General features: G+C 65.1%; 24 protein-coding genes. 15 read left to right on the top strand and 9 right to left on the bottom strand.

Annotation, left to right across the window (positions count from 1 at the left end; genetic code table 11):
* The gene (locus tag M3I54_RS27380) at window positions 1-513 is read left to right on the top strand and encodes a winged helix DNA-binding protein (RefSeq protein WP_112169842.1); all 513 of its coding nucleotides are present in this window, start codon (window positions 1-3) and stop codon (window positions 511-513) included.
* Between the two features lie 15 nt (window positions 514-528).
* Here the strand turns inward: M3I54_RS27380 and M3I54_RS27375 are convergent, their stop codons facing one another.
* Window positions 529-1,155, bottom strand: a complete 627-nt coding sequence (locus tag M3I54_RS27375) for a 5-formyltetrahydrofolate cyclo-ligase (RefSeq protein WP_254341820.1) — start codon at window positions 1,153-1,155, stop codon at window positions 529-531.
* An 8-nt stretch (window positions 1,156-1,163) separates the two neighbouring features.
* Between M3I54_RS27375 and M3I54_RS27370 the strand changes: the two genes are divergently transcribed.
* The 4 genes from M3I54_RS27370 (at window position 1,164) to M3I54_RS27355 (ending at window position 6,185) form a co-directional block, all read left to right on the top strand.
* Complete coding sequence (locus tag M3I54_RS27370) at window positions 1,164-3,137, top strand: lytic transglycosylase domain-containing protein (RefSeq protein WP_254341793.1); 1,974 nt, start codon at window positions 1,164-1,166, stop codon at window positions 3,135-3,137.
* Window positions 3,138-3,285: 148 nt separating this feature from the next.
* Window positions 3,286-4,242, top strand: coding sequence for a complex I NDUFA9 subunit family protein (locus M3I54_RS27365; RefSeq protein WP_254341792.1), 957 nt, complete (start codon window positions 3,286-3,288; stop codon window positions 4,240-4,242).
* 54 nt (window positions 4,243-4,296) lie between these two features.
* Complete coding sequence (locus tag M3I54_RS27360) at window positions 4,297-4,947, top strand: glutathione S-transferase family protein (RefSeq protein WP_254341791.1); 651 nt, start codon at window positions 4,297-4,299, stop codon at window positions 4,945-4,947.
* Window positions 4,944-6,185: a multifunctional CCA addition/repair protein gene (locus M3I54_RS27355; protein WP_254341790.1), complete on the top strand. Its 1,242-nt coding sequence runs from the start codon at window positions 4,944-4,946 to the stop codon at window positions 6,183-6,185. Before M3I54_RS27360 ends, M3I54_RS27355 begins: the two co-directional genes overlap by 4 nt.
* Before the next feature lie 18 nt (window positions 6,186-6,203).
* Here the strand turns inward: M3I54_RS27355 and M3I54_RS27350 are convergent, their stop codons facing one another.
* Both M3I54_RS27350 and M3I54_RS27345 read right to left on the bottom strand, forming a co-directional pair.
* Window positions 6,204-6,398, bottom strand: coding sequence for a DUF2905 domain-containing protein (locus tag M3I54_RS27350; RefSeq protein ID WP_254341789.1), 195 nt, complete (start codon window positions 6,396-6,398; stop codon window positions 6,204-6,206).
* A gap of 18 nt (window positions 6,399-6,416) precedes the next feature.
* Window positions 6,417-7,652 (bottom strand): class I SAM-dependent methyltransferase, encoded by a 1,236-nt coding sequence (locus M3I54_RS27345; protein WP_375542213.1) that lies wholly within the window; start codon window positions 7,650-7,652, stop codon window positions 6,417-6,419.
* A gap of 19 nt (window positions 7,653-7,671) precedes the next feature.
* Here M3I54_RS27345 and M3I54_RS27340 point away from each other — a divergent pair, with 19 nt between their 5' ends.
* From M3I54_RS27340 to M3I54_RS27315, 6 genes are all read left to right on the top strand, one after another.
* Window positions 7,672-8,490 (top strand): SDR family oxidoreductase, encoded by an 819-nt coding sequence (locus M3I54_RS27340; protein ID WP_254341819.1) that lies wholly within the window; start codon window positions 7,672-7,674, stop codon window positions 8,488-8,490.
* Window positions 8,491-8,692: 202 nt separating this feature from the next.
* On the top strand, window positions 8,693-9,088 hold the full coding sequence (locus tag M3I54_RS27335) for a dihydroneopterin aldolase (RefSeq protein ID WP_233883225.1): 396 nt from the start codon (window positions 8,693-8,695) through the stop codon (window positions 9,086-9,088).
* Window positions 9,089-9,091: 3 nt separating this feature from the next.
* The gene (gene ttcA / locus M3I54_RS27330) at window positions 9,092-10,063 is read left to right on the top strand and encodes a tRNA 2-thiocytidine(32) synthetase TtcA (protein ID WP_254341787.1); all 972 of its coding nucleotides are present in this window, start codon (window positions 9,092-9,094) and stop codon (window positions 10,061-10,063) included.
* A 202-nt stretch (window positions 10,064-10,265) separates the two neighbouring features.
* Window positions 10,266-11,627, top strand: coding sequence for a bifunctional UDP-N-acetylglucosamine diphosphorylase/glucosamine-1-phosphate N-acetyltransferase GlmU (gene glmU / locus M3I54_RS27325; RefSeq protein ID WP_254341786.1), 1,362 nt, complete (start codon window positions 10,266-10,268; stop codon window positions 11,625-11,627).
* Between the two features lie 77 nt (window positions 11,628-11,704).
* Window positions 11,705-13,531 (top strand): glutamine--fructose-6-phosphate transaminase (isomerizing), encoded by a 1,827-nt coding sequence (gene glmS, locus M3I54_RS27320; protein WP_254341785.1) that lies wholly within the window; start codon window positions 11,705-11,707, stop codon window positions 13,529-13,531.
* Window positions 13,532-13,801: 270 nt separating this feature from the next.
* The gene (locus M3I54_RS27315; protein ID WP_254341784.1) at window positions 13,802-14,569 is read left to right on the top strand and encodes a Sir2 family NAD-dependent protein deacetylase; all 768 of its coding nucleotides are present in this window, start codon (window positions 13,802-13,804) and stop codon (window positions 14,567-14,569) included.
* Between the two features lie 604 nt (window positions 14,570-15,173).
* Here the strand turns inward: M3I54_RS27315 and M3I54_RS27310 are convergent.
* Window positions 15,174-16,139: a DMT family transporter gene (locus M3I54_RS27310; protein ID WP_254341783.1), complete on the bottom strand. Its 966-nt coding sequence runs from the start codon at window positions 16,137-16,139 to the stop codon at window positions 15,174-15,176.
* 426 nt (window positions 16,140-16,565) lie between these two features.
* Here M3I54_RS27310 and M3I54_RS27305 point away from each other — a divergent pair, with 426 nt between their 5' ends.
* Window positions 16,566-16,787: a hypothetical protein gene (locus M3I54_RS27305; RefSeq protein WP_254341782.1), complete on the top strand. Its 222-nt coding sequence runs from the start codon at window positions 16,566-16,568 to the stop codon at window positions 16,785-16,787.
* Between the two features lie 76 nt (window positions 16,788-16,863).
* Here the strand turns inward: M3I54_RS27305 and M3I54_RS27300 are convergent, their stop codons facing one another.
* Together M3I54_RS27300 and M3I54_RS27295 are read right to left on the bottom strand one after the other, a co-directional pair.
* The gene (locus tag M3I54_RS27300) at window positions 16,864-17,148 is read right to left on the bottom strand and encodes a hypothetical protein (protein ID WP_254341781.1); all 285 of its coding nucleotides are present in this window, start codon (window positions 17,146-17,148) and stop codon (window positions 16,864-16,866) included.
* 117 nt (window positions 17,149-17,265) lie between these two features.
* A complete protein-coding gene (locus tag M3I54_RS27295; protein WP_254341780.1) occupies window positions 17,266-18,084 on the bottom strand; it encodes a Mut7-C RNAse domain-containing protein in 819 nt (272 codons plus the stop codon).
* A 139-nt stretch (window positions 18,085-18,223) separates the two neighbouring features.
* On the opposite strand from M3I54_RS27295, the gene M3I54_RS27290 reads away from it, so the two are divergent.
* Window positions 18,224-19,096, top strand: coding sequence for an NAD(P)-dependent oxidoreductase (locus M3I54_RS27290; protein ID WP_254341779.1), 873 nt, complete (start codon window positions 18,224-18,226; stop codon window positions 19,094-19,096).
* A 252-nt stretch (window positions 19,097-19,348) separates the two neighbouring features.
* Window positions 19,349-19,714, top strand: coding sequence for a response regulator (locus M3I54_RS27285; RefSeq protein ID WP_254341778.1), 366 nt, complete (start codon window positions 19,349-19,351; stop codon window positions 19,712-19,714).
* Window positions 19,715-19,957: 243 nt separating this feature from the next.
* Here the strand turns inward: M3I54_RS27285 and argC are convergent, their stop codons facing one another.
* Window positions 19,958-20,905: an N-acetyl-gamma-glutamyl-phosphate reductase gene (argC, locus tag M3I54_RS27280; protein ID WP_254341777.1), complete on the bottom strand. Its 948-nt coding sequence runs from the start codon at window positions 20,903-20,905 to the stop codon at window positions 19,958-19,960.
* 162 nt (window positions 20,906-21,067) lie between these two features.
* A complete protein-coding gene (locus M3I54_RS27275) occupies window positions 21,068-21,595 on the bottom strand; it encodes a YbhB/YbcL family Raf kinase inhibitor-like protein (protein WP_254341818.1) in 528 nt (175 codons plus the stop codon).
* 336 nt (window positions 21,596-21,931) lie between these two features.
* On the opposite strand from M3I54_RS27275, the gene M3I54_RS27270 reads away from it, so the two are divergent.
* Window positions 21,932-22,639 carry a response regulator gene (locus tag M3I54_RS27270; RefSeq protein WP_254341774.1) on the top strand — a complete coding sequence of 236 codons (708 nt, stop codon included), beginning with the start codon at window positions 21,932-21,934 and terminating at the stop codon, window positions 22,637-22,639.
* A gap of 113 nt (window positions 22,640-22,752) precedes the next feature.
* Here the strand turns inward: M3I54_RS27270 and M3I54_RS27265 are convergent, their stop codons facing one another.
* Window positions 22,753-23,439 carry an orotate phosphoribosyltransferase gene (locus tag M3I54_RS27265; RefSeq protein ID WP_028203433.1) on the bottom strand — a complete coding sequence of 229 codons (687 nt, stop codon included), beginning with the start codon at window positions 23,437-23,439 and terminating at the stop codon, window positions 22,753-22,755.
* Between the last annotated feature and the right edge of the window lie 167 nt (window positions 23,440-23,606).

Raw genomic sequence — 23,606 nt, 5'->3', positions numbered from 1 at the left:
ATGTCGCGCCAGCCGACCAAGATCGTTTCGTCCGAACATCTCGTCTCCGAATCGAGCGCCGAGCTTTCAGAGTTCGAGTACGCGCTCATCATGGCGAGCAATGCGTTCAACCGCTGGATGGTGCGCTGCATGTCGGCGGCGGGCGTGAAGGACATGACGCCGATCGAGGTGTCGCTGCTCCATCATGTCGGCCATCGCGAGCGGCGCAAAAAGCTCGCGGATATCTGCTTCGTGCTCAACATCGAGGACACGCACGTGGCCACGTACGCGTTGAAGAAGCTCGTCTCCAGAGGGTATGTAAAAAGCGAAAAGACCGGCAAGGAAGTCTTCTTTTCGGTCACGCCGGAAGGCCATGACCTGTGCCTGCGCTACCGCGACGTGCGCGAGAGTTGCCTCATCGCGACGCTCAAGGAAAGCGGCCTCACGAACCAGCAGATCGGCGACGCCGCGCAACTCATGCGCAATGCGTCGGGGCTCTATGACACGGCCGCGCGCGCGGCGGCTTCGCTTTGAGCGACTAAGGCGCTTTCAGCGCTCACGTGAACGTTGGCAAAGATGCGTGGCGGCGTCGGTCACCACGGCGTCGAGCGGCAGGTCGTGTGCCTCGCGCGCAAGCACGCCGTCGTCGATGCGGCACGCTTCATACGCAATGCCGACCGTGACGGGCACCGTCTCGCCAGGCCACGCGGCCAGCGTGCGGTCGTAGTAGCCGCCGCCGTAACCGAGGCGATAGCCGTCGCGATCGAAACCCACGCAGGGCACGAAGAGAAGATCGGGCACGATCACATCGCGCGATTGCGGCTCGAGTATCCCGTGATGGCCTTCGCGCATCGGTGCGTCCGGCGTCCAGCCGTGAAAGACGAGCGGCGCGTGGCGCTCGGCAATGGCGGGCAGGGCGGCGCGGCGTGACGCATCGGCGGCGAGCCAGGCGGTGATCCAGGCGCGCGCATCGAACTCGCCGCGCAAGGGCCAATAGAACCCGATCGAACGCGGCGAAAATTGCGTGACGAGCGCATCGAGACGAGCCGTCAGTGCCGCACCGATTGCCACGTCGGAAGCCGCCTCAATTCGCCGAGGAAGCAGCCTTGTACGCCAGTCCTTTTTGGATTCCGTGTGAGGGTTGCGTGCTATGCTTGGGTTCACCTCGCGCTCCAGAAATAACGATGTCCAAACGCCTTGTCCGAGTATATCGCGTGGTCGGTCTCGCACTGACTGCCGCGGCACTCGTAGCATGCAGCACGGCGGACGCCGTGCGCCCCGTCGCGTTGCCCGTAGGCGCAGTCCTTTCCAACGACGATCAGACTTTCATCCAGCTTCGCGAAGCCGCGCGCAACAACGATCCCGCGCGCGCCGCGCAACTCGCTGCGATGATTCCCGATTACCCGGCGCCGTCGTATCTCGAATACTTCCAGCTCAAGCCGCAGCTGTTCGATTCGCAAGGCCACGCGCGCATCGACGCGCCTGACGCACCGGTGCTGTCGTTCCTGCAGCGCTACGACGGCCAGGCGATCGCCGACCGCCTGCGCAACGACTATCTGACCGTGCTCGGCGCGCGCCACGACTGGGCGAACTTCGACCAGCAATATTCGCACTTCGTACTCAACGACGACACGCAAGTGAAGTGCTACGCGCTGGAGTCGCGCGCGGCGCGCGGCGAGAACGTCGCGAACGATGCGCGCGCGCTGCTCACCGAGCCGCGCTATTACGGCGACGGCTGCGTCGATCTCATCACCGCGCTTGCCATCAAAGGCCAGTTCTCGAGCGACGACGTCTGGCAGCAGATCCGCCTCGCCTACGAGCAGAACCAGACCTCGACCGGCGCCAAGCTGCTCGACGGCCTTTCGCAGCGTCCCGACCCGACCGCATTCAGCCAGGCAGTGAGCACGCCGCCGCTCACGCTCGCGCAAGGGGTTTCCGGCGATCCGCAGTCGCATCAGCTCGCACTGCTGGCCGTCACCGTGATGGCACGCAACGATCCGGCCATGGCCGCGGCGACCTACGCCGCCGTCGCGCCGCAGCTCACGTCGCCGGAGCGCACGATCGGCTGGGGCACGATCGGCTATCAGGCGGCGCAAAAGCGTCTGCCCGCCGCACTCGACTGGTATCGCCTCTCGGCCAACGCGCCGCTCTCGAACCCGGCTTACGAATGGCGTACGCGCGCCGCGCTGCTGGGCGGAGACTGGACCATGGTGCGCTGGTCCATCGAACAGATGCCCGCCGCGCTGCGCGCGCAACCGTCGTGGGTCTACTGGCACGCACGGGCGCTCAAGCAGGCCGGCGAAACAGGGCAGGCGAACCAGGAATTCGCGTCGATCTCGCAGGGCTATGACTTCTACGGCCAGCTCGCCACCGAAGAACTCGGCCAGAAGATCACCATCCCGCCCAAGACTACGGTTAGCGACGCCGAAATCGCCCAGGCTGCGCAAACACCGGGCTTCGCGCTCGCGCAGCGGTTTTACGCGCTGAACCTGCGACTCGAAGGCAATCGCGAATGGAACTGGCCGCTGCGTGGCATGAGCGATCGGCAGTTGCTCGCCGTCGCCGAGTACGCGAAGCGCATCCAGCTGCTCGACCGCACCGTCAACACGGCCGACCGCACGCAAACGGAGCACGACTTCTCGCTGCGCTATCTCGCGCCGTTCCGCGATGTCGTGGAACGCGACGCGCAGACCAACGGCCTCGACGTCGAATGGGCCTACGGCCTGATTCGCCAGGAATCGCGTTTCATTCTCAACGCCAAGTCGGGCGTGGGCGCAAGCGGTCTCATGCAGATCATGCCGGCCACGGCGCAGATGGTGGCGAAGAAGATCGGCCTCGGGCCCCTGTCGCGCGACCAGCTCAACGATCTCGACACCAATATCCTGCTCGGAACGAACTATTTGTCGATGATCTACAATCAGTTCGACGGCTCCGCCGTGCTCGCCACCGCGGGCTACAACGCCGGGCCGGGGCGCCCGCGCGCATGGCGCCAGACTTTGCAGGGCGGCGTCGAGGGCGCCATCTTCGCGGAAACCATTCCGTTCCAGGAAACCCGCGATTACGTGAAAAACGTGTTGTCGAACACGGTCTACTATGCGGCGCTGTTCGAGGGCCGTCCGCAATCGCTGAAGGCGCGTCTCGGCTATATCTCGCCGTAAGCGCCGGGCCGTTACGCCGCGCCGCTTCCCTTCATACGGAAACGCGCGCGGCATGACGGCACGCTGCGTGCTCCGTCTTCGGGCTGGCGCGCTGCGGGACGAACCGGACCTCGTACGCGGCGGCGCCGTCTGCCCGAGGAGGTCGAAGATGAGACATCAAGCCATTGCGGTCATCGGCGGTTCGGGATTCATCGGCAGCCATCTCGTCAACGCGCTCGTCGAGGCGGGCAAGGACGTGCGCGTCGCCACCCGCCGTCGCTACAACGCCCGCCATCTCACCCTGCTGCCCGTCGACGTGATCGAGGCCGATGTGTCCGATCCGGTCGCGCTCGCGGCCTTCGTCGAAAATGCGGACGCGGTCATCAATCTCGTCGGCACGCTCAACGGCGGGCGCGGCGATCCCTACGGCCCGGGCTTCGCGAAGCTGCACGTCGACTTGCCCACGAAGATCGTCGCCGCCTGCGAGGGCAAGGGCGTGCATCGCCTCATCCACATCAGCGCCATCGGCGCCGACCCGCGCGGGCCGAGCATGTACCTGCGCTCGAAGGGCGACGGCGAGAAAGCCGTGCACGCGGCCACGGCGCTCGCCACGACCATCTTCCGGCCTTCCGTCGTGTTCGGTCCTGAGGACACCTTCCTGAACCGTTTCGCGCTCCTGCAGCGGCTCTTTCCGATGATTCCGCTCGCCATGCCCGACGCGAAGTTCCAGCCGGTGTTCGTGGGCGATGTGTCGAAGGCGATCGTCAACGTGCTCGATCTCGACGCCGCGAGCGGGCACACTTACGAACTCGGCGGCCCGACGGTCTACACGCTCGAACAGTTGCTGCAGTATTGCGGCGAAGTGGTGGGCCGGCACGCGCGCATCATGCGGCTGCCCGACGCGTTTGGGCGCCTGCAGGCGCTCTCGTTCGAGATGGCGCCGGGCGTGCCGGTGCTCACGCGCGATAATCTCGATTCGATGAAGGTGGACAGCGTGCTGACCGGGCCGCTCGCACCCGAGCTCGATATCGAGCCCGCGAGCATCGAGACGATCGCGCCGCTCTATCTCGCCGACGCCTCGCTGCGCTCGCGGCTGAACATCTTTCGCGCCAGTGCCGGTCGATAGCCAATAACGGACTACCAGCCGGCGCTCTTTCAACTCACAACGGTCATTTGAACAATGAAGCTCGTAATCGGAGACAAGAACTATTCGTCGTGGTCGATGCGCCCGTGGGTGCTGCTCAAGCACTTCGGCATTGCGTTCGAGGAGGTGCTGATCGAGCTCGACGAGCCCGGCACCAAGTCCTCGATCCTTGCGTTCTCGGCGTCGGGCAAGGTGCCGTGCCTCGTTAGCGACGACGGCTTCGCCGTGTGGGATTCGCTCGCGATTGCCGAGACGCTCGCCGAGCGCTTCGCGCAGCACGCGCTGTGGCCGCGCGACGCGAACGTGCGTGCCCGCGCGCGCAGCGTGAGCGCCGAGATGCATTCGGGCTTCGGCGAAGTGCGCAACCACATGCCGATGAACATCCGCAAGGTGAAGCCAGGCGCAGGCGCGACGCCTGGCGCGCTCGCCGACGTCGCGCGCATCGACGCGCTCTGGCGCGAGTGCCTGGCCGCGAGCGGCGGGCCGTTCCTGTTCGGCGAATTCACCATTGCCGACGCGATGTACGCGCCGGTCGTCATGCGCTTCAATAGCTACCAGCCGAAGCTCTCGCCCGAAGCGGCGACGTACGCGCAGCGCGTGAGCGCGCTGCCCGCGGTGGCCGAGTGGGTCGAAGCGGCGCGCCGCGAAACGCACATCGTCGCCGACGACGAACGCGACGACGAATGAAGATCTATGTCGTAGGCGGTGCGATCCGCGACGAGATGCTCGGGCTGCCCGTGCGCGACCGCGACTATGTCGTGGTGGGCGCGACGCCCGAGCAGATGGCCGCGCAGGGCTATCGTCCGGTGGGCAAGGACTTTCCGGTCTTTCTGCATCCCGAAACGCAAGAGGAGTACGCGCTTGCGCGCACCGAGCGCAAGACGGCGGCAGGCTATCACGGCTTCCAGTTCTTCTACGCGCCCGACGTGACGCTCGAAGAAGATCTCGCGCGGCGCGATCTCACCGTGAACGCGATGGCGCAGGAAATGCAGCCGGGCGGCGTGCTCGCGGGAGAGGTCGTCGATCCGTTCGGCGGCGCGCGCGATCTCGAAGCGCGCGTGTTTCGCCACGTGAGCGACGCGTTTCTCGAAGACCCCGTGCGCATTCTTCGCGTCGCGCGCTTTGCGGCGCGTTTCGCCGATTTCACCGTCGCGCCCGAAACGCTTGAACTCATGCGCGAGATGGTCGCATTGGGCGAAGTCGATGCACTCGTGCCCGAGCGCGTGTGGCAGGAAATCGCCCGCGGTCTCATGGAAGCGAAGCCTTCGCGCATGTTCGAGGTGCTGCGCGAATGCGGCGCGCTCGCGCGCGTGCTGCCCGAAGTCGACGTGCTGTGGGGCGTACCGCAGCGCGCGGACTATCACCCGGAAATCGATACGGGCGTGCACGTGATGATGGTGATCGACCATGCGGCCGCGCAGGGCTACGCGCTGCCGGTGCGCTTCGCGGCGCTCACGCATGATCTCGGCAAGGGCACGACGCCCGAGGACGTGCTGCCGCGTCACATTGGCCACGAAGGGCGCAGCGTCGATCTGCTCAAACCGCTGTGCGACCGCCTGCGCGTGCCCAACGATTGCCGCGAGCTGGCGGTGCTGGTCGCGCGCGAGCACGGCAACGTGCATCGCGTGATGGACATGGGCGCGGCGGCGCTCGTGCGCATGCTCGAACGTTGCGACGCGCTGCGCAAACCCGCGCGTTTTGCCGAAGCGCTGCAGTCTTGCGAGGCGGATTTGCGCGGGCGGCTGAACTGGGAGAACGCGCCTTATCCGCAAGCGGAGCGCCTGCGTGTGGCGCTCGTGGCCGCGCGCGGCGTGGATGCGGGGGCGATTGCGCGCTCGATCGAACGCGGCGGCGCCGAGAAAATCAAGGAGGCCGTGCACCAGGCGCGCGTGGCGGCGGTGGAAGGCGCGCTCGCTTTGGCTTGAGCAGTTGAGCGCGCGCGTTCAGAGCGCGCGCACGAGAAACGAAAGCACCATCGAAAGCACGAGCGTCGACATGAACGGCAGCGGATACTCGCGGCCGAAAATGCGCAGCGTGACGTCGCCAGGTAGCCGCCCGATGCCGAGCTTTTTGAGCCACGGCTGCGCGCTGGAGAGAATCGCCACGGCGATGAAGGTGGTGAGAAACCAGCGGATCATGGTCGCGTGGCGTGAGCGTCAGAGTGTGTGGCTGCGGTCGCCGCGCGCGAACGCCGCGATGGTCTCGTCGATGCCGCGCGAAAACGCGATCACCTTGAATAGCTCGCCCATCTCCGCTTCGGAAACGAGTTTCTGCACCGCGTTCGCGGCGGGCAGGAAGCGCTGCGGGTCGCGCGGATCGATCTCGCCTAGCACTTCGGTAATGCCCGCGTTCATCAGAAAGCGCGCCTGCGTGGTGTAGCCGAGCAGGTCCGCGCCCGCTTCGACACCCGCTTCGGCAATGCCCGTGAATTCCACGTGCGCGGTGATGTCCTGCAAACCGGGATAGAGGAACGGGTCGCCATGCGCGCGGTGCCGGTAGTGGCACATCAGCGTGCCTTGCGCGCGCTGCGCATGGTAGTACTCGTGGCGCGGAAATCCATAGTCGATGAAGAACGCCGCGCCGCGCCGCAGCATCGCGCAGACGGTGCGCGTGAACGCGAGCGCGGCTTCGTGCGTTTCGGTCGCGTAGTCATCGCTGCCTTCCACGCCCGCGAGCGCGCTCTCGGGCCAGTTTGCGTCGCGCCCCGAGTTCGCCGGCTGATCGAAAAAGACGAGGGCGCCTTCTGCGTTGACGCTTACACCGCGCTCGTGCCATACGGCGTCCTTGCGCGCGAACAGGCGCACCGGCATGGCGTCGAGCACCTCATTGCCGATTACGACGCCTTCGAATTGCGCGGGCAGCGCATCGAGCCACGTCACGCGATTGAGGAACGCCGGCGCGAGCTGCGCGATGGTCTCGCGCTGGCGCTCGCGCAGTTCACCCGACAGATCGACGATGGCGTAGGAGTCGAACGGAACGGCTGCGGCGTCGAGTGCGAGCATCACGCCCGCCGCGAGGCGGCCCGTGCCCGCACCGAATTCCATCAGGCGGCGCGTGCCGCTAGCGGCTAGCGCTTCGCCCACGGCGCGCGCGAGCGTCGCGGCAAAAAGCGGCGAAAGCTCGGGCGCAGTCACGAAGTCGCTGCCGTCGTCGGCGAAGAGGCCAAACTTGCGTGCTCCGCCGCCGTAGTAACCGAGTCCCGGCGCGTAGAGCGCGCGCTCCATATAGCGGTCGAACGGGAGCCACCCGCCCGCCGATGCAATCTCGGCGCGCAGCGTGGCCGCGAGCGCCTCGGACTGCGCGAGCGCGATCGGCTCGGGAACAGGTAAACTATCGGGTTCGTGAGCTTTCGGATTCATCCCGGTATTGTAAATGAGCGTAACTCCCGGCATCCGCCCGGCTGACGCCGACATGAGCGCATCCGGCGAAGGATCGCGCCCCGATTCTGACGCCCAGACGCCCGTCGTGCTGGTGACGGGTGGAGCACGCCGCATTGGCCGCGAGCTATCGCTCGGCTTTGCGGCGCGCGGCTGGGACGTCGCGGTCCATTACGGCGAGTCGCGCGAGGCGGCCGACGAAGTCGTCGCGCGGATCGCGGCGCTGGGCCGCCGGGCCGTGGCGCTGCACGCCGACCTCGGCGACGAAGCCCAGGTGGCGCGGCTCGTGCCGGACTGCACAGCGGCGCTCGGCCGTCCCGCGTGCGTGCTCAACAATGCCTCGCGCTTCGAAGAGGACACCGCGCAGGATGTGGGCTACACGAAGCTGCTGCAAATGATGGCGATCAACGTGGGCGCGCCTCTCGTGCTCTCGCGCATGCTGTACGAGGCAACGCCCGAGGCGGCGGCGGACGACGAGATGCTGCGCACGTGTGTGATCAACGTGCTCGACCAGAAGCTGTACAACATGAATCCCGACTATCTGTCGTACACGCTGACGAAGGCCGCGTTGCAGAACGCCACCGTCGCGCTCGCCCAGGCGCTCGCGCCGAAGGTGCGCGTGGTGGGGCTCGCGCCCGGCCTCACGCTGCGCTCGGGCGACCAGACGCCGGAGAGCTTCGCCGCCGCGCACCAGGTCACGCCGCTCAAGCGCGCGTCGCGGCCCGCCGATCTCGTGGAAGCCGCGCTGTATCTCGCGCGGGCAGCAGGGGTGACCGGCACGACGCTCGTCGTGGACGGCGGCCAGCACCTCGTGCCGCTGCCGCGCGACGTGATGTTTTTGACGGGCGGCTGACGCCCAGGCGTAGTTGCGTCAAAATTTGCAACTAAATGCATAGCCCGCTGCGCGCAGGACTGCGAGCCAGCGGTGCTGACGAAGACAAAGGAACGCAGGCCGCCGCGCACGAGCGGCTTTGCAGACCGGCTGAACGACCCGCCGGGCGCGCCGCGCCGGCATACGTGCGAGAGAACGCACGCTTTTATCGACTGGAACCGACATGTCCACCGTTTTGCTTCACCCCCGGCTCGCCGATTGCCGCCGGCTTTTCCTGCGCGACTACGAAGTGCATATCAACATCGGCGTGCATGACTTCGAGAAGCGCGGCGAACAGCGCGTCGTCATCAATGTCGATCTGTTCGTGCCGCTCGCTTCGACCACGCCGCACGAGGACAAGCTGCGCGAAGTCGTGGACTACGACTTCATGCGCTCGACCGTTGCCGAACGCGTGGGCCGTGGCCATATCCATCTGCAGGAGACGCTCTGCGACGATCTCGCCGCGGCGCTGCTTTCGCACGAACTCGTGCGCGCGGTGCGCGTCTCGACCGAGAAGCCCGACGTTTATCCGGACTGCGACGCGGTGGGCGTCGAGGTCTTTCGCATCAAAGAGGACTGATTCATGAACGCCCCCGAAACGCTACCCGTCGGCGAGGACGCCGCGACTGAAGAGACGGGCCGCCAGACGCTCACGCGCCGCGAGCAGAAGGAAGCCTACGAGAACAACAAGCTGTTCAAGCGCATCGTGCGTCAGGTCGGCCAGGCGATCGGCGACTACAACATGATCGAGAACGGCGACAAGGTCATGGTCTGCCTTTCGGGCGGCAAGGACAGTTACGCGATGCTCGACGTGCTGCTGCGCCTGCGCGAGCGCGCGCCGATCGACTTCGACATCGTGGCCGTGAATCTCGACCAGAAGCAGCCGGGCTTTCCGGAGCACGTGCTGCCCGAATATCTCGACCGCGTGGGCGTGCCGTACCACATCGAGAACCAGGACACGTACAGCATCGTCAAGCGCCTCGTGCCCGAGGGCAAGACGACATGCTCGCTGTGTTCGCGTCTGCGCCGCGGCATTCTGTACCGCGTGGCGGGCGAACTGGGCGCGACCAAGATCGCGCTCGGTCACCATCGCGACGACATCCTTCAGACGCTGCTGCTGAACCTGTTCTACGGCGGCAAGCTCAAGGGCATGCCGCCCAAACTGCAGTCGGACGACGGCAGGAATGTCGTGATCCGGCCGCTTGCCTACGTGAAGGAAACCGATCTCGAGAAGTACGCGGTGCTGCGCGAATTCCCGATCATTCCGTGCAACCTGTGCGGCAGCCAGCCGAATCTGAAGCGCGCGGAGATGAAGGCGTTGATCCGTGAGTGGGACAAGCGCTTCCCGGGCCGCGTGGAGAACATGTTCAACGCGCTCGGCAACGTCGTGCCGTCGCACCTCATGGACGCGAACCTGTTCAACTTCGCGGACCTGCGCGCGACGGGCGTGGCCGATTCGGCCGGCGACATCGCGTTCGACGAAGAGCCGTGCGCAACAGACCCGGCGCCCGCGCAAGGCACGGCAATCAAGTTCACGCCGTTCGACGATCTTTGAGCCACACGTCAAGCCGCCCCTGCGGTTCGCCTCAAGCGCTCCGACCCCGCATCGGAGCGTTTTTGACTTCTGGCCGCCAGTCCGAAAAAAAACAGTTGTAAAACAGTGTTTATCGGGGCACGAGAGCCCGGCCGGCCGGCGTGTCGGGGATATCCCGCATGCTAAAATCAGCCGCTTCATTCCTCATCCAGTCACTGATGCAATGAACATCGTGATCCTCGCGGCAGGCATGGGCAAACGCATGCACTCCGCGCTGCCGAAAGTGCTCCATCCGCTCGCCGGCAAGCCGCTCCTCTCGCACGTCATCGATACTGCCCGCACGCTTTCGCCCACCCGGCTCGTCGTCGTGGTCGGCCATGGCGGCGAAGCCGTGCGCGAAGCCGTTGGCGCGCCCGACGTCCAGTTCGCGCTGCAGGCGCAGCAGCTCGGCACGGGCCATGCGCTCGCGCAGGCGCTGCCGCTGCTCGACGCGAACGTGCCCACGCTCGTGCTCTACGGCGACGTGCCGCTCACGCGCACTTCCACGCTCAAGCGTCTCGTCGACACCGCCGGTGAGAACGGTTACGGCATCCTCACCGTCACGCTCGACGATCCGACCGGTTACGGCCGCATCGTGCGCGACGCTGCAGGCAAGGTCGAGCGCATCGTCGAGCAGAAGGACGCGAACGAAGCGCAACGCAAGATCGCCGAGATCAACACGGGTATCGTCGTGACGCCTACCGCGCCGCTCGCGGGGTGGCTCGCCGCGCTGAAGAACGACAACGCGCAGGGCGAGTATTACCTCACCGACGTCGTGGAAGCCGCGATCGCCGCCGGTCATCCGGCCGTGACCGCGCAGCCCGACGACGAATGGGAAACGCTCGGCGTGAATAGCAAGCAACAGCTCGCCGAACTCGAGCGCGTGCATCAGCGCACGGTGGCCGAGGCGCTGCTCGTGGCGGGTGTGACGCTCGCGGACCCGGCGCGCATCGACGTGCGCGGCTCGCTTAACTGCGGGCGCGACGTGTTCATCGACGTGAACTGCGTATTCGAAGGCGAGGTGACGCTAGCGGACAACGTGAGCGTGGGCCCGAACTGTGTAATTCGCAGCGCGTCGATCGGCGCGGGTACACGCGTGGACGCCTACACGCATATCGAAAACGCGGCGGTCGGCGCGAACGCGGTGCTCGGGCCGTATGCCCGTCTGCGTCCCGGCGCGAAGCTGGCCGACGACGTGCACGTGGGCAACTTCGTCGAGGTGAAGAACGCGAACATCGGCGTGGGCTCGAAGGCGAATCACCTGAGCTACATAGGCGACGCCGACGTCGGCGCGGGCGTGAACATCGGCGCGGGCACCATCACCTGCAATTACGACGGCGCGAACAAGCACCGCACGATCATCGAAGACAACGTGTTCGTGGGTTCGGATACGCAGTTCGTTGCGCCTGTGCGCGTGGGCCGCGGCGTGACCATCGCGGCGGGCACGACGGTGTGGAAGGACGTGCCGGAAGCCACGCTCGCGCTCAACGAAAAAACGCAGATCGCGAAAGCCGGCTACGTTCGCCCGGTGAAGAAAAAGAACTGAACGGTTGAATCTCGGGCGCTCCATTTCGCGCGACAAGCGCGCGGCGCCCACGCCTCTCATTGCAAAGGATCGAATCCATGTGCGGCATCGTCGGCGCGGTAGCGCTTCGTAACATCGTTCCCGTCCTGATCGAAGGACTGCGGCGGCTCGAATATCGCGGCTACGACTCGTGCGGCGTGGCCGTCGTGACGGCCGACGGCCCGCGGCGCGTGCGCAGCGTGGCGCGCGTGGCCGAGCTCGACGAGCAGGTGCGCGAGGCGCACTTCGAAGGCGTGACCGGCATCGCGCATACGCGCTGGGCCACGCACGGCGCGCCCACGGTGAACAACGCGCATCCGATCTTCTCGCGCGACACGCTCGCGATCGTGCACAACGGCATCATCGAGAACTACGAGTCGCTGCGCGACATGCTGCGGGCGAAGGGCTACGAATTTGTTTCGCAGACCGACACCGAAGTGATCGCCCATCTGATCCACAGCCTTTATCAAGGCGACCTGTTCGCCGCCGTGCGCGCGGCCGTGCAGCAGCTCGCGGGCGCGTATGCGATCGGCGTGGTGCACAAGAGCCAGCCGCATACGGTGGTCGGCGCGCGCGCCGGTTCTCCGCTCGTGGTGGGCTATGGCAAGGGTGAGAATTTCATTGCGTCGGATGGGCTCGCCATTGCGGGGAGTGCCGAGCACATCAGCTATCTGGAAGAAGGCGATGTGTGCGAGATCACGCTGGAAGGCGTGCGCATTGCCGATCGCGCCGGCAACATCGTGACGCGCGAAGTGCGCGACGTGCAGGCCTATGGCGCCTACGGCGGCGCGGTCGATCTCGGCCCGTACCGCCACTACATGCAGAAGGAAATCTTCGAGCAGCCGCGCGCGATCTCCGACACGATTCCCGCCACTGACGCCTTCACGCCCGAACTCTTCGGCGAGAACGCGGGCGAAGTGTTCAAGGGCATCGACAGCATTTTGATTCTCGCGTGCGGTACGAGCTATTACGCTGGCCTCACGGCGAAGTACTGGCTCGAATCCGTGGCGAAGATCCGTACCGATGTCGAGATCGCGAGCGAATACCGCTACCGCGAGTCGGTGCCGAATCCGCGCGCGCTCGTCGTGACGATCTCGCAGTCGGGCGAAACCGCCGACACGCTCGCCGCGCTCAAGCACGCGCAGTCGCTAGGCATGGAGCACACGCTCGCGGTGTGCAACGTGGCGACGAGCGCGATGGTGCGGCTCACGGCGCTCAAGTTCCTCACGCACGCAGGGCGCGAGATCGGCGTGGCGTCGACGAAGGCGTTCACCACGCAGCTCGTCGGCCTCTTCATTCTCGCCGTCACGCTCGGCAAGCTGCGCGGCCATGTGAATGCGGAACAGGAAACCGCGTACCTGAAACTGCTGCGTCACCTGCCGGCCGCGCTCAACGGCGTGCTCGCGCTTGAGCCGCAGATCATCGCGTGGTCCGAAGAGTTCGCGCGCAAGGAAAACGCGTTGTTCCTCGGGCGCGGGCTGCATTACCCGATCGCGCTCGAAGGCGCGCTCAAGCTCAAGGAAATCTCGTACATCCACGCCGAGGCGTATCCGGCCGGCGAACTCAAGCACGGGCCGCTTGCGCTCGTGACCGAGGCGATGCCCGTGGTGACGGTGGCGCCCAACGACGCGCTGCTCGAGAAGCTCAAGTCGAACATGCAGGAAGTGCGCGCGCGCGGCGGCCAGCTGTACGTGTTCGCCGATGCCGATACGCACATCACGAGCGAAGACGGCATCCACGTGATCCGCATGCCGGAACACTACGGGCTGCTTTCGCCGATCCTGCACGTCGTGCCGCTGCAACTGCTCGCGTATCACACGGCGTGCGTGCGCGGCACCGACGTGGACAAGCCGCGCAATCTCGCGAAGTCGGTGACGGTGGAGTGAGGTTGTTCGCGCGTTGATCGCCGTATGTGGAAAAAGGGGATGCCATTGCGGCATCCCCTTTTTGTTGGGTCGATCGCAGCAGAAGGCGCTGAGAGGTCGCTCAGGCGGCTGCCGCGGTTCGGTGCATGGGCTGGGATGGCCAGACGCGTTGCGCCGCTTCTGAGGGCGCGCAACGCGCTCGTTGGGGCCCTGCGCCTGTCCGCCTTTGCGAACCTCTGCCGAAACACCGCTGGACGGTCATAATGTCGCCGTTCGATCATGGAGGCGAAAGTGGCAAACGTGGCGCAATCCCGGCAACCGGGGCAGTCCGGCAGACTACCCCGCCTGTTCGTGTTTTCCGGTGCGGGGCTGTCTGCGGAGAGCGGCATTTCGACGTTCCGCACCGGCGACGGCATCTGGTCCCACGCGAGCATCGACGAAGTCTGCAATTACCTCACGTGGCGCCGCAACCGGCCCGCGGTTTTCCGTTTCTACAACCAGCGCATCGCCGAATGCGGCGACGCGCGCCCGAACGCCGCCCACGAACGGCTCGCGAAGTGGCAGAACGCCTGGGGCACCGAGCGCGTGCATCTCGTCACGCAGAACATCGACGACATGCTCGAGCAGGCCGGCGCGCGCCAGGTGACGCATCTGCACGGCGACATGATTTCGCTTCTGTGCACCGACTGCGAGTATCGGTTTCCCGTGTCCGGCCGCGCGCTCGATCCGCAAACCGCCTGTCCGTCGTGCGGGCAGGTGGAGGGCGTGAAGCCCGGCGTGGTGTTCTTCAATGAAGCTGCGCCCGAGTACGAAACGCTCTGGCGCATTCAGCGCGACATGACGCCGGACGATCTCTTCATCGCCGTGGGGACGGCGTTCGAGGTGATCCCGCCTGAGCGGCTTCTGCCGCCGGAGCGTTGCGGGCATTACGCGCGCAATTTCCTCGTCGATCCGGCGCCGCAGCGCACGGAATGTTTCGGCGTCGTAGAGGCCAAGCCCGCGACCGTCGGTTTGCTCGATCTCGAGCCGACTATCGAGCGGATGATGGCAGGCGACTAGCCACGACGGTGTTCTGACTTGATGCATTCAGCAAGGGCGTGTCTCCTCGGGAGGCACGCCCTTTTTCATTCGTTGCCGTCATGAACATCGCGAAGCAGATCGATCGCGCGACGCGCGTTGCCCGGCTTGCCGCGATTCGTCGACGGTGTTCTCACGCGGGATGAAACACAGAGTGGAATAACCTTGCGCGAATGCGCAGCACGCGAGCGCAGCGAACGTCGCGTGTTTCCCATAGTCTTTTCAGTATTTATATTTATAAGTAGTAGCAGTTAACAAGTCCTGGCATTAACTGTGGACAACAGGAAAATTGCCTGACGGTTCATACCGATGCAAAACGGATAGCCATGCGGACAAAGCTTGTACGCGTTGCGAGCTCCTGGGATAACTTTTCAGGCCGCAACGCCAGACGCGTAGTTATCAAGAAGTGGTCCACAGGTCATTCGCCAGGTCATCCCCAGGTTGTCCAGAGGTGGGAGTGGATAACCTGGCTCGGCGCGGCGCAATCACGCGTTATCCACACAAAAAAATGGCGTCGCTCGAGAGCGACGCCATTTGTCGAAAAAGTGCAGAGCGCGATATCAACGCCAGAAAATCATGCCGCGCTTTACGCCGTTTCGGCAGGTTGCGTGGTTGCGCGCTGCCGGGCGCGCATGCGCGCTTGCCAGGCCGGCAGGAGTTGGCAAGCGAGCAAGCCGGCGAGCATGAGCACGCAGCCGGCGAGTGCGCGCGGCGTGAGCGTTTCGCCGAGTGCGGCCCAGCCCGCGAGCGCGGCAAACACGCCTTCCATACTGAAGATCACGGCGGCGTGCGCGGGCGCCGCATCGCGCTGCGCGACGACCTGCAGCGTATATCCGATCCCCACCGAAAGCGCGCCGCCATAGAGGATGGTGGGCGCAGCGCGCACGATGTCGGCTGCGCGCAGCGGTTCGCACGCGAGCCCGATCGCGAGGCACACCACGCCGCAGGCGACGAACTGCACGATCGAAAGCGCGAGCGGGTCGTGGCGCGGCGCGTAGTGGCCCACGAGCATGACCTGGATCGAGATCACGAGCGCGCAGCCGAGCTGGTACCAGTCGCCGTACATCACCGAAAAGTGCTCGTTGATGCTGAGGAAGTAGAGCCCAACCGCAGCGAGCGCGGCGCCGACCCATGTGCCGATTCCCGTGCGATGGCGCAGCAGCACGCCGAGCATCGGCACGATCACGACATAGAGCGAACTGATGAAGCCGGCGTTGGCGATCTTCGTGTAGCCGAGTCCGATCTGCTGAAGCGAGATGGCGACAGCCAGCACGAGGCCGAGCACGGTGCCCGAGCGCAGCAGCGCGCCGTTGAACAGCGCCGGGGCCACCGTGTTGCCGCTGTCCGTAGCGGAGCGTCGGCTGGCGCCGCGGCGTGCAAGCAAAAAGACCGAGACGACGCCGGCGCCCAGCAGGAAGCGCAGGCCGGTGAACAGGAACGGGCCGATGGCGTCGAGGCTCAGGCGCTGGGCGACGAACGCCGAGCCCCAGATGAGGGCGGCGGTCAGCATCAGCAGATTGGCGCGCAGGTGGCGGTGGGTGGAGGATTGCAAGCGGAGATCTCTTTTCGCGGGGAACGGGCGCGACAGCGTTTTCGACGGCTGGCGCGCCCGGCGCGCGGTGTCCCGCCTGGTGTCCTGTTGCGCAAGGGGCGGGTTGCCCCTTTTTTTCGCGATTGCATCTGAATCAGGTCTCAATCTGGCCCGAATTTGCTTGGGGCAGGCCAATTCAGCGTATTACGTGAAAAAACAACGAACTTCCGGAAAACGAACGCGTAAATGCCGATCGTATCCGAATTGAAAGGGAATTGTCTCCCGGAAAATACACCCGGGCATTAGCGGATGACAAACGCCCTACGCTGCGTAATACTGCTTCGCGCGAAACGCCCGCCCAGATCGGCAAGCGGATCGTTTCGCAGTTTCACGCTGTTCTAATTCACAACGTGCCGGTCATTATTTGTCAGGTTTGGGGAACAACAGATGAAAAAGATTCTCGCCTCGCTCATCGCAGCATCGTTCGCACTGGTTACGGCTTCGGCATTCGCACAAGACGCTTCGGCTCCCGCTGCAACCGCACCGGCAGCCAGCGCGCCGGCAAAGGCCAAGAAGCAACACAAGCAACTCAAGCATCACGGCAAGCGTGCCGCTGTGTCGGAAGGCGCATCGGCCTCCGGTACGGCAGACAAGGGCCAGGCAAACTAAAGCGCCCTTCAGCCATAAAAAAAGCCAGAGCAGATGCTCTGGCTTTTTTTTGCGCGCGCGGCGGGCGAGACGGCGTTCAGGACGCGTCGCGTGCGAGCCCAGCCTCCAGCAATTCCGTGAGCAGGCCGCTCACGCCGCCCGGGTGACCGTCGGCGCGAGCCTTCAGCTTCTCGACGAGATCGGCGTTGAGCTTGCACGCAAACGGCACGAGCCCTTGCGCCTGGTCCAGCTTGCGCTGTTCGCGGCGATCCAGCGCCGGTTGCGCCGAACCCTTGCCAAAACGGTCGGGCCCGCTCTTGTTCGTGGCTTGCATCAGTTTCATCGCCTTGTTCTTTTCAAGGTCGGTTTTCTTCATGGACATATGTCGTGCTCCGGTGTTGGGCGATGGCGCGCATTGTACGCAAACGCCTGCGTGCGTCCATCGCGGCGACTTGGCTCTTGAGCGCCATCGAGCCGCATCGGGTACCCGTGAATACCACTATGCGTCGTCGCCGCGATCCGGCCCCTCATGGCCGTTGTGGCGGTCGTGCCGATCGTGTGCCGCGTGCGCTTCGTCCGAGGGGCGCGTGAGGCCGTCGATCAACGTGCGCATGCGCTGCCAGTGCGAGCCTTCCCAGAACACCCGCCGGCAGACGTCGCAGGTCACGAAGCGCGTCTGCCGATCGTAGACGCCGGCGGGCACGCGCTCGCGCACCGCGGCGCGCTCGATCGGCCGCAGTGGCGCGTTGCACATGAGGCAGAGCCGGAACGGCCGCGCGCTCGCCGCAAGGTCGAGCCGCTCGAAAATCTCGTGGACCTGGGCGCGCGGCTTGAGCGCGCGCACGTAGCAGCCGTGCGTGATGGTGCGCCGCTTGAGCAGCTCGCGGTCGCGCGTGAGGACGACGCGGTGCTCTGCGGCGGCGAGCGCTTCGATCTCCTCGTCGGGGAAGTGGTTGTCGTAGAGCGTATCGAAACCGGCGAGCCGCAGGAGTTGCGCGAGGCCGCCCAGATGCGCGTCGGCGACGAAGCGCAGCTCGCGCAGCGGCACGTCGCGCACGCGCAGCAGTGGCCGGATGTCGAGCGCCTCGAACTTCGGGTAGACGGCCACGCGGTCGCCGTCCGCGAGCGCATGGTCGAAACCCACCGATTCGCCATTCACGAGGATCAGCTCGACTTCCGTGTGCGGCACACCGAGCGCTTCGATCATGTGTTTCGTCGTGGCGTTGCGCGCGCAGGCGCAACTGAACGCACGCCGGCGCAGCGGCCGCGCAAGAAAGTCGTTCAGCTCCTCGTAAAAGCGGAAGGTGGCGGTGACCATGCAAAGCAGTATCGCACCGCCTGCCAGAGCGCGTGCGAGCGTTCGCGCCGCGTGAGAGCCGGCCTGCAGCGCGGCCCGTCTTGTGCTGTACTGCACCTTTCCTCGGGGTTTCCCCTCGTTTTTATGGAAGGAGCAGGCGATGGACATCGGATTTATCGGTCTTGGCGAAATGGGCGGCGCGATGGTCGGCAATTTGCTGAAGGCGGGCCACACGGTGCGCGTGTGGAACCGCACGGCCGCGAAGGCGCGGGCGCTTGCCGACGCGGGCGCGCGCATCGTCGGCACGCCGGGCGAGGCCTTTGCCGGCGACGCCGTGCTCTCGATGCTGGCCGACGACGCCGCGCTGCGCGAAGTCATCGACGCGACGCTGCTCGACCAGGCACAGCCCGCCCTCGTGCACGTGAACATGGCGACCATTTCTGTCGAACTGGCCGAAACGCTTGCGCATGCCCATGCCGGGCGTGGCTTGCACTACGTGGCGGCGCCTGTGCTCGGGCGCCCGGACGCCGCGCAGGCGGCGAAACTCACGATCATGGCGGCAGGGGCGTCCGAAGCGATCGACCGCGTGCAGCCGCTGTTCGACGTGATCGGCCAGAAAACGTGGCGCGTCGGCGCAGTGCCGCAGCAGGCGAACGTGATGAAACTCGCCGCGAACTTCATGCTGGCTTCGGCCGTCGAGTCGCTCGGCGAGGCGGCGGCGCTGCTCGACGGCTATGGCGTCGCGATGCGCGACTTCCTCGACGTCGTGACGGGCGGCCCGTTCCCGGGCCCGGTGTATGCGGGCTACGGCGGCATGATCGCGCAGCGGCGCTACGAGCCCGCGCTCTTCAAGGCGCGCCTCGGCCTGAAAGACGTGCGGCTCGCCCTGGCCGCCGCTGACGCCGCCGCGACGCCGATGCCGCTCGCCAGCGTGCTGCGCGACAGTCTGCTCGAAGCCGTGGCGCACGGCGATGGCGAGTGCGATTTCGCCGTGCTCGGCAAGGTGGCCGCGCGGCGCGCGGGCCGCGGCTGAATACCGGGGAACAATGAGGCGCGGCGAACGTTCGCGGACGTTTTGCGATCAAAATCTTCAGACGACCGCTCGGTGACGCACAAAGACCCGGAGGGCGGCTGAGCACAATGTGGCGCATCGCGATGGACGGCGGCCGGGTTGGCGGCGCCGTCCGCGAGATGGGGACGGGGAACCGATGACGACGACAGGGCACGTACCAGATACAACGGCAGCTCTGCCTGCGAGGCCAATTTCAGGGTAGGAGAACGGCGGATGGAGACGCGCATCCTGATCGCCGATAACGACGAGAAGTCGCTCGATGGGCTCAGCATCTTGCTGACCGATCTTGGCTACGGCGTATCTGCGGCCCGCACGCTCGACGAGGCGCTCGAACTTGCCGCGCGCGGCGCGCCCGACGTGGCGATCGTGGCGCTTTCGCTCGCGCAGGACGAGCCCGGAACGATCGTGCGGCAATTGCGCGCGGTCAGCGGCGAGCGCGTGCCGCTCCTGATCGCGCTCGGCGGCTGGGGCGAATCGCGCCACCGCGACGAGGCGCTTGCGGCGGGCTTCGACGTGCACCTCGTGCGGCCTGTGGGGCTCGATCAGTTGATGTTCATCCTGTCGATGACAGGACAATGACGGCTATGTTGTTGTGGCGCAACATTCAGGGTGCGCACTACTTTACATGTTGCATTGCATCACGCTAGTCGATATACTGCTTCTTGTCTCCTCCATGTCTCCTCTGATATGGATTCAGCCCGCCAAACATTGGCGGGCTTTTTTTCGTCTGTGCATCTTGCATCGGCGCAAGGCAGGACGTAAGAGCGTAAAAAAACCGGCTCCGCGAGCCGGTTTGTTGTTTGCGCGGCAACTCCCGCTGCTTCAGGCATTCAGGCCGGTATTTTCAGCCGCGCCAATCGCAAGATTCATGCACTGGATCGCCGCGCCCGATGCGCCCTTGCCCAGGTTGTCGAGGCGCGCAACGGTGACGAACTGCTCGTCGTTGCCGAACACGAACAGGTCGACACGGTTCGTGTCGTTGTTCGCCTGAACGTCGAGCATGCCGGCGTCGAGGTTCTCATCGGCGTTGAACGGAGCCACGCGCACGAACTGCTCGCCCGCGTAGTACTCGGCGAAGAGCGCCTGCACGTCCTGCGGCTTTGCGCCGCGCGTGAGCTGCTGCGGCGAGAAATAGGTCGTGACCGCGAGCCCCTTGTAGAACGGCCCGACGATCGGCGTGAACACCGGCGCGGACTTCAGGCCGCCGTGCACCGCCATTTCCGGCAAATGCTTGTGCGTGAGGCCGAGCGCGTACGGACGCGGGCTCGCGAGCTTCGCGTTGCCGCCCGCTTCGTACTCCGCAATCATCTTTTTGCCGCCGCCGCTGTAGCCCGTGAGCGAGTAGCTGTGCGCGGCGAAATCCGGCGCGACGAGGCCAGCTTCGACGAGCGGACGCATTGCGAGAATGAACGCCGAAGCGTGACAACCGGGCACCGCGATGCGCTTCGATTTGCGCACCTTGTCGCGTTGGGCTTTGGTCAGCTCGGGCAGGCCGTAGGCCCAATCGGCCTGGGTGCGGAACGCCGTGCTCGCGTCGATCAGTACGGTGCGATCGTTCTCGACGAGCGAGGCCGACTCGCGCGAGGCGACGTCGGGGAGGCACAGGAACGTTACGTCCGAAGCGTTGATGAGACGGCGGCGTTCCTCGACGTCCTTGCGCTTTGCATCGTCGATACGCAGGATCTCGACGTCGGTGCGCGGCGACAGGTATTCAAAAATCTTCAGGCCGGTCGTGCCTTCCTGTCCGTCGACAAAAACTTTCGTGCTCATCTCAGTCTCTCTGAACGCGGGGGATTGCGGGGCGCCATCACCCAGGGCGGTGCTGGAACGGTATTTTAAGACGTCATGCGGACGCGCGTGTGAACGCGTCTGGAAAAAAATCGGGGCTTACCCGTAAGGGCCGAGGCGCTCGCGGCACGCAACCGCTCCCGGTCAGCGGCCGTACGTCACAGTGATTTGTGCGCTTCCGAGCGTCAAGCCGCTGATCTCGCGATCGAACAGCGCTGCCGGGCGGCCTTGCGCGAGCGGGAGCGTATCGACGCGCAGCGCGTAGACGGTGACGACGTAGCGATGGGGATTGCCCGGCGGCGGGCACGGTCCTCCATAGCCGTCGATGTTGAAGTCGTTGCGAGCCTCGATCGCGCCGAGCTTGAGCAGCGCGCCCGCGGCGCTGGCGTTCTCCGGCAGGCTCGTTACCCGCGCCGGAATATTCGCGACGGCCCAGTGCCACCAGCCGTGTCCTGGCGCGTCGCGATCGAAGATCGTGATGGCAAAACTGCGCGTGGCTGCAGGAGCATTGCGCCAGGTCAAACTGGGTGATTGGTTCGGTCCATTGCAGCCCGCATCGTTGAAGACCTGGCGCGGGCCGATTTTTCCGCCATCGCTGAAATCGGCGCTCGATACCGTGAAGTTGTTTTCATCTGCGCAGGCTAAGTTGGCTGTCGTCACGACACTCGCCATCGCAAGCCACGCGAATACGCGTGCGCGGCGCATGCAACCAGGCTGAAAGTCATATGGAGTGCGCATCAGCGAGTTCTCCTGCATATTTGTGAAATTCGGGCCACGTTGTCCTGAAGGAAAGTTTTGAATTGTTCCCGAGTCCGAATTTGATCCAATATAGCGGTATAAGCGAGCGAGCTTTCGCCCGTGTGCGCACCGAGTGCGCGGGAGGATTCCGCTATAGTCGTATATTCTCCTGCTCGGGCACGTGGCGCCGTCGGACGCCAGAAACAACAAGCGAAATGTGGACTGGCCGCGCGCCGGAGAAACAAGCAGGTATGCCTACACGGAGGGGTAATGCAGCAGCCAATCAGGGTCGTAGTCGCCGACGATCATCCGGTGATCTTGTTTGGTGCGGAACATGCACTGCTCAGCTTTCCCGGGATCCAGGTCGTTGGCCGTGCCCGCCAGTCCACCGAACTCGTCAAGGCGTTGCAAACGGTTCCCTGCGACGTGCTGGTGACTGACCTTGCCATGCCGGGCGGCCAGTACGGCGACGGTTTGCCGCTCATCGGCTACCTGCGGCGCAACTTCCCGAACGTTCCCATCGTCGTCCTCACGATGCTCGAAAATGCTGCGCTGCTCAAACGCCTCCGCGAGCTCGGTGTGATCGCAGTGGTGCACAAATCCGACGACCTAAGCCACATCGGCCTCGCGGTGCAGCATGTGAGCCGCAATCTCGAATATATGAGCCCACAGGTGAAGATTGCGCTCGATCAATTGCGTATCAACAGCGGCGGGAAAACCGATGAAGTGATTCTCTCAAAGCGAGAACTCGAAGTCGTGCGACTCTTTGTTTCGGGCATGACGATTAAAGAGATATCCGAAAAGCTGAGCCGGAGTATCAAGACCATTAGTACTCAAAAGAACACGGCGATGCGCAAGCTCGGACTCGAACGAGACTCCGAACTTTTCCAGTACGCGCAGAGCAATGGCTTGCTCAATCTCTCCTCGCATACGCCCGATGTGCCGGATGATGGCGGCGAGGCACAACCGGCGCATTGATCCGGCCGCTCTACACCCGCTCTACCCCTCTACACAGGCCAGCAAAAAGGCCATCTGCCCAGGAGGCAGATGGCCTTTTTGCTATGCGCTCGCACTCGTGCGAGCTCGTGCGTTTACTGCGGTGCCGACGTTGCGCCGCCGTGCGCAGCCGACCACTCAGCCGGTGCATGCAGGAATTTCTCTACTTCGTCGAGCGTCTTCGTTTCGAAGTAGCCCGATTCCTTGGCGACGCGCAGCACGTCCCACCACGTGGCGAGCGCGTGCAGATCGACGTCGATGTCCTTCAGGACCGAGACGCTTTCCTTGAAGATGTTGTAGTGGAACAGCACGAAGCAGTGGTTCACCTGCGCGCCGGCCGTACGCAGCGCGTTGATGAAGTTGATCTTGCTGCGGCTGTCGGTGGTCAGGTCTTCGACGAGCAGCACGCGCTGGCCTTCGGTGAGCAGACCCTCGATCTGCGCGTTGCGGCCGAAACCCTTCGGCTTCTTGCGCACGTACTGCATGGGCACCATCAGGCGGTCGGAGAGCCATGCCGCGAACGGGATGCCCGCGGTTTCGCCGCCGGCCACGGCGTCGATCTGCTCGTAGCCGACGTCGCGCAGAATCGTGGCTTCGGCCATTTCCATCAGGCCGCGGCGCACGCGCGGATACGAGATCAGCTTGCGGCAGTCGATATAGACCGGGCTCGCCCAGCCGGAAGTGAAGATGAAGGGCTTTTCGGCATTGAAGTGCACGGCCTTCACTTCGAGCAGCATTTTCGCGGTTGCGTCCGAGATCGTCTGGCGATCGTAGCCTGTCATGGGCGAATCCTTGGATATGAGTGCGGGAGGAGGATGGGCGCGTGGCCCGGTGGCGCTGGCACGGCGGGCTCGAAGCGTGGCTTCGGCGCCTGCGGTGCGCGGCCCGAAAGGCGTGGATCGTCTGACCTCCCTCACTGCATGGGGTCAAGGCGACTCGCCCGGTCCGG

It is taken from the genome of Paraburkholderia sp. CNPSo 3274 (assembly GCF_024206475.1).
Lineage (GTDB): Bacteria > Pseudomonadota > Gammaproteobacteria > Burkholderiales > Burkholderiaceae > Paraburkholderia.
Note: the sequence above shows the minus strand (reverse complement) of the source record. Positions and strands in the feature narration are given on the sequence as shown.